Origin of the sequence: Legionella tunisiensis, from assembly GCF_000308315.1 — a bacterium.
In the GTDB taxonomy this organism is placed as follows: Bacteria; Pseudomonadota; Gammaproteobacteria; order Legionellales; family Legionellaceae; genus Tatlockia; species Tatlockia tunisiensis.
The window spans coordinates 1-5,233 of sequence record NZ_CALJ01000008.1 but is presented as its reverse complement, the minus strand read 5'-3'; the positions used below and the strand labels follow the sequence as shown (position 1 = coordinate 5,233).

The window sequence follows — 5,233 nt, the reverse complement described above, 5'->3', positions numbered from 1 at the left end:
TTTATAAATAAGTTATTGAAAGTGCTACTAAGGAGGCAATCATCATTCCAGCCATAGCACCAAAGGAGGCCCAGCTACCCGAATAACCTTTTTTTGAGGCTTCAGCGTTTTCTACCAGATAAGCAGATGAATTGAGATACTCAGCTCCACATGAAAAGCTTTGAATGATCCTTAGCGAGAGCAGCAGAAATATTGATGTTAGCCCAATTATGCTGTGAGATGGTATAAAGCCTATTAAAGATGTAGATAATCCCATAGTCAGAATAGAAGCGGCGAGAATAATCTTTCTGCCATAGATATCAGATAATAAACCCATTATCATTGCACCTATTGGCCGAGCTAAATATCCAGCAAAGAATGTTAGGAAAACGAGAAATAACCCTTTAGTAGAATCACCGATGAGGTATTTGGCTAAGTAAACTGATAATAGGCCACAAATAGCCATGTCAAAGGATTCAATCAGATTGCCTAGTGTACCTGCCAGAATGATTCGGGTTTGATGTTTCATCTTGCCTATCCTTTGTTTTGTAATTCAGTCATTGTGGTTAATGATTCTTTATCTTCCACATGATCAAAAAATAAGAAGCCATTTAAGTGATCAATTTCATGTTGAAGAATACGAGCTTCTAAACCGGAAGCTTTTTTGCTAACTCTATTCCCATCTACGTCAAAGCCGGAATATTCAATCTCCATGGCTCTTGGAACCTCTCCCATTAATTCACCGCAATTAAGGCAACCCTCATAGCCAGTTTGAATTTCTTGAGATAAGATTTTTAATGACGGATTGATTAAGGCAATATCAGGAATTGGGTATTCTGGTTTTCTCCGTTTTGTGTAATTAGTTCCAAATACAATAACCCGCTTGCTGATGCCTATTTGGGGAGCAGCTACACCTACGGCACCCTTGTCAGCCATAATGTCAAACATGGTTTTTATAAGCTCTTTTAGCGAGTCGCTACCAAATTCTGATTCAGCAATTGGCTCGGCGGTTTGTCTTAAAATAGGGTCGTTTTTATCAAGAAGTGTGTTCATAGGTCACCTGATTATTGATGATTAATCTCAGTTTGGGCTTAGTCGTCACGCACGGCTGGTTGTCAGGGAAAGTTAAATATTCTTGAATTTGCCTTAAAGCATATTTGCCCATGGCTGACAATTTTTCGCAATGGATTGAGATTTTGTTCTGGATATAGGGATTTATCCGTTTTAATCCAAATGAAAAGATTGCCTTGTAAGAATCATATTCAGTAGGAATCGAAATCCCTGTAACGAATCCAGGATCTATTTGTTTGTACTTTTTAATTGTTTCTATACTGTCTACATGAGGGAGTTCACTCCATAATTTTGGTTGATCTTGGTTAATAAAGCTTGGTTGATAGCAGCCATCAAAGGTCCAGAGATTTTTTCAATTAAATTTTGTTCTATTGAGGGTTTCGAAGACAGGAAAAAATTTGACCGGCTTGATTGATGAGGGCAATAGAAACATAGTCTGTTTCCATTTGCCCCAGTACATCAGAGAACACTTTGCGCATAGTGACAAAATGTTCAAAGAGAAATTCCTTGGCTTTAGGGTGAAGCTTTACTTCCACAGCTGTTACATCCATATCTACAAACTTCTTAAACTGCATGACTGTGCTTTTTTCTTTTTCTTCGTAGGAGGAAATGGAGCCAATCGCCAAGTCAATGATTTTTAGTAAATTGTTTTCCGTTGTGTCAATTGAACGGACTTCTTTTATCAATCCTAACACAAAATCGGCGTAATCGTCATGACTACCATGGGCAACGGGGTATAAATGATGACTTTGCTTCAAGATATAATGAAGCAATGTTTCCTCAATTTTATTTTTCTTAGAGATCGCATCTTCTTCCTCACCAAACAATAGCCAGCCAGGATTAACATCTAGATGATTTGCCAGTTGTTTTACCTTCTCATAATCGGGTAACGCATCACCTCGTATATAACGGCGGCAGATTTGTTCAGATGCGCCTGCAAACTCAGCCAAGGTTTTAATACAAATCCCATTGGGGGAGCGCGAAGCAGTATATCCTTTATCTTTGAGGGTGTGGATCAAGCGATTTGCAAAAGATTGATATGCTCCCTTATTCATAAAATTATCCTTGTAATCGAAAGTCTTAAAAAAATTATCATATAAAACGATATCATTCAATATCATATTGTATATTAATTTAAATTTCTTAAAAATACATATTGATAATTATTTTAATATCGTTTTAATATTAGTTTCGCTAAATGATACTTAATGTTAATTTCGCGCAGTTTGAAATTTAGTACCATGTTTTACAGGAGTATATCGCATGTTTTATGAACAAAAAATCACCATATATAAGGGTATTATTCAGTATTTACTGGATTCAACTAGTTATTCTCTGCAACGAATCGCTAATTTATCAAGCTCACCACTTGCTCATTTGCAGCTAATCTATCAGCACAATCGTTTACCTAAAGAAAGCAAGGTGGAGTTGAATTTGCTGAAGCTGTTCACCACCGTTATTGATATGGAACTCAAAGGTGAATGGAAGGCGCGTTTGCAGCTTAAATGATAAAAGGATTGGGGGAATCAATGATGCAACAAGTTAATGAGTTATTTACACAACAGATTTTGTTTATCAATGATGTAGAAGTGATTATCGGCAAGGATCGGTTGACTTTACGCCGCTGGTGGAGTGAAGGGAAATTCCCTACGCCAGTAAAATTACATGGTACAACTCTAGCCTGGCATAAGGAAGTGATTGATAACTGGATTAATCAATATGTCAGATAAATTTATTTTCATTGTCTGAAGTGGCTAATGGCTGCTTTAGACAATTCACGTAAATTGCCAAGTGTTATAAGTAATACTTATCGTCACCTTTCTCTAAAATTACTTTAAAACCGCAAGTGTGAGAGATGTTTAGGAAGTTACTAAGCTTTACATCTTCTTGCTCACCGGAGCGAATTTTTTGAATTACAGTTGGAGAAAGCCCTGCTTTTTCGGCCAGTTTTCTCACGGTCATTTTGCCATTCTTCATAAGTGCTTTGATGATTTCAGATAATAGAAACTCATCATATTCTTTTTCAAATTGTTCACGAAAAAGAGGGTCCTGCATTTCTCGTTCAAAAGTAGATAAATGTTTCTTAGTCATAATAATCACCTGTTTTTACTCTACTGGTATATTGATCCATAAACTTTAAGGCTTTTTCCTTTTCGGTTAAAGGTAACTTATCCTGCTTCTTCCTAAAGGCATTAGTTAAAATTATTTTTCTGTCTTCAAAAAAGAAACATAAAAATCTATCTGGCTTAGGTTTGAAGGCATAAATTTTGTCTCCTTCATGTCTAAACTTGGTTTTATCGTGAATGATACCGGCATCGCCCATTCTCTTTAAGAGCTTCAACAACTGAATGCGTTCGTCTTTATTCAGAGAATAATAATATTCTTGAGATTGGCTATGCTTCTTTTCGTCAAAGTACCATTCAATCATAAACTTTTCGCCTTGATAGGCAATATATTCAATATCTCTATTCATTATAATTGTACCACTATAGTTGCACAAATTCAAATTTGTTTATTGTTAGTTCTTCTATCAGGCTACTCCATTTATCTAAAGCCTCTTTGCGCTGGTATAGCATTTCGTCTTTGTTATAAGTCGCCATGATCTTAGGCATTTTATGTCCAAGACATTTTTCTATAACTACTGGGTCGATTCGCAATGTTTCTCCAAGCTGAGTGGCAAAAGTGCGTCTGAGATCATGGGCAGTCCATTGTGGGATACCCACTCGTTTTTGTATGCGTTGAATAGCTTTAGATATCGATTTATCGCCTAGTGGGGAATCATCATCGACCCCAGCTAAAACAAAATTAGATAAGCTGATTTCTTTGATTTCCAACAGAAGCTTTTTAGTAAGCTCGCTCAGATGAATCTTCATACTAAGTCCGATTTTATTATTTTCGGGGGGAATAATCCAAAGAGATTTCTCAAAATTAAATTCAGACCATTTTGCTAGCCTTAACTCACCAGTTCTTGTGCCAGTTAATAATATGATTTTAATGGCGTTTTTAATCTGAATCGACATAGAGTGATCATCGCTATCCAAAAATAGCCATATTTTTTTATTTCATCAAGATCGAGATTGCGATCACGAGGTTTTTCTGCTCCACCTATGTCTCTTGCTCGAATATTTATAGCTGGATTAATTGTAATTTCTCCTCGACTTACCGCGTAATTAAATACTTGTTTCAAGGTACTAAGTACTTTATTGGCGTGAACAGGGGAGCCTCTTTGAACTATATTATCCAAGGCCTTTGCTATGTCTCGAGGTTGTATTTTTTCAATTTCTAATGTTCCTAATAGAGGGATAATGTCAGCATCAATTTGTTGTTTAATCTGTTGGGGTTGTTTACGGTGTTTAACAATATAATTGTTGTACCAATCAGAAATTAACGTTTTCACATTATTATTTTTTGGAGCAGTTTTTTTGGATAATGTCTTCTGGGTCTTGGTCAGACTGCCTTATCTCCCATAAATCATTAAAGGCTTTTCTAGCTTCAGCAACACCCATTACTGGAAAATTACCAATAGTGAGCCATTTCTCTTTACCGCCAAATTTATAACGGTAGAACCAGGTTTTGGTACCTTTAGGAGAAACTCTTAAACAAAAGCCATTACCCTCAGTAATATGATAACGATTTTTTTCGGCACTTAAATTAGCAATTTTGTTATGGGTAAACTTTTCCATAATTATATCCTTGTATGACTCCAGTTTCTGGCTACACCTTTGGCTACACTTTTTTGTTTACTTGTATGAAATCAATTTATATCATTTGAAATATTGAAATGCAAATAATCCTTTATTTAAAAGGGTATTATGGTTATAATTGAATTTGTTTGAAATTAAATGAAATTGGTTGTCACTAGCATGGGGTGCTAGTGGTCGAAGGTTCAAATCCTTCCGTCCCGACCATCAAATCCCCTTTAGAATCAGTAAGTTGAATCTTCTTAGTTAGTCCCCTTAAAAATCAAAAATATTAGCTAGGTGTACTTCTGGGTGTACTTTGAAAGCCAAAACTAAACCAGAACTAAACATACACGAATAGATATCCTTCAACAATTTCAAATATCATTAATGAATAAATTGTATGGATTGATATAATATAAAGAAAACAAAAGGTTGTTATGGGACGAACATATTCAGAATCAGCTATCAAGCTTCTATATGGTCTTGCAGCGGCAAGGTGT

The 5,233-nt window shown here is 35.8% G+C and carries 5 protein-coding genes and 4 pseudogenes; 2 read left to right on the top strand and 7 right to left on the bottom strand.

What is annotated here, in order from left to right; genetic code table 11:
- Positions 1-7 precede the first annotated feature (7 nt).
- The 4 genes and pseudogenes from BN58_RS00595 to BN58_RS36700 all read right to left on the bottom strand — a co-directional run.
- A pseudogene (locus tag BN58_RS00595) lies at positions 8-508 on the bottom strand (MFS transporter); the annotation flags it as partial.
- Between the two features lie 5 nt (positions 509-513).
- The gene (def, locus tag BN58_RS00590; protein WP_019215179.1) at positions 514-1,032 is read right to left on the bottom strand and encodes a peptide deformylase; all 519 of its coding nucleotides are present in this window, start codon (positions 1,030-1,032) and stop codon (positions 514-516) included.
- Positions 1,016-1,625, bottom strand: a pseudogene (locus tag BN58_RS20785) (flagellar biosynthesis protein FlgJ). The gene def and the pseudogene BN58_RS20785 overlap by 17 nt, the downstream one beginning before the upstream one ends.
- A pseudogene (locus BN58_RS36700) lies at positions 1,615-2,105 on the bottom strand (helix-turn-helix domain-containing protein). The pseudogenes BN58_RS20785 and BN58_RS36700 overlap by 11 nt, the downstream one beginning before the upstream one ends.
- A gap of 208 nt (positions 2,106-2,313) precedes the next feature.
- On the opposite strand from BN58_RS36700, the gene BN58_RS00575 reads away from it, so the two are divergent.
- Positions 2,314-2,559 carry a hypothetical protein gene (locus BN58_RS00575; RefSeq protein WP_019215178.1) on the top strand — a complete coding sequence of 82 codons (246 nt, stop codon included), beginning with the start codon at positions 2,314-2,316 and terminating at the stop codon, positions 2,557-2,559.
- A gap of 23 nt (positions 2,560-2,582) precedes the next feature.
- Positions 2,583-2,780, top strand: coding sequence for a helix-turn-helix transcriptional regulator (locus tag BN58_RS00570; protein WP_026069161.1), 198 nt, complete (start codon positions 2,583-2,585; stop codon positions 2,778-2,780).
- A 64-nt stretch (positions 2,781-2,844) separates the two neighbouring features.
- Here BN58_RS00570 and BN58_RS00565 read toward each other — a convergent pair whose 3' ends face one another.
- From BN58_RS00565 to BN58_RS20775, 3 genes and pseudogenes are all read right to left on the bottom strand, one after another.
- On the bottom strand, positions 2,845-3,141 hold the full coding sequence (locus tag BN58_RS00565) for an AsnC family protein (protein WP_010652888.1): 297 nt from the start codon (positions 3,139-3,141) through the stop codon (positions 2,845-2,847).
- Positions 3,134-3,523, bottom strand: a complete 390-nt coding sequence (locus BN58_RS00560) for a type II toxin-antitoxin system RelE/ParE family toxin (RefSeq protein WP_026069160.1) — start codon at positions 3,521-3,523, stop codon at positions 3,134-3,136. Before BN58_RS00560 ends, BN58_RS00565 begins: the two co-directional genes overlap by 8 nt.
- A gap of 13 nt (positions 3,524-3,536) precedes the next feature.
- Positions 3,537-4,733, bottom strand: a pseudogene (locus BN58_RS20775) (tyrosine-type recombinase/integrase).
- Between the last annotated feature and the right edge of the window lie 500 nt (positions 4,734-5,233).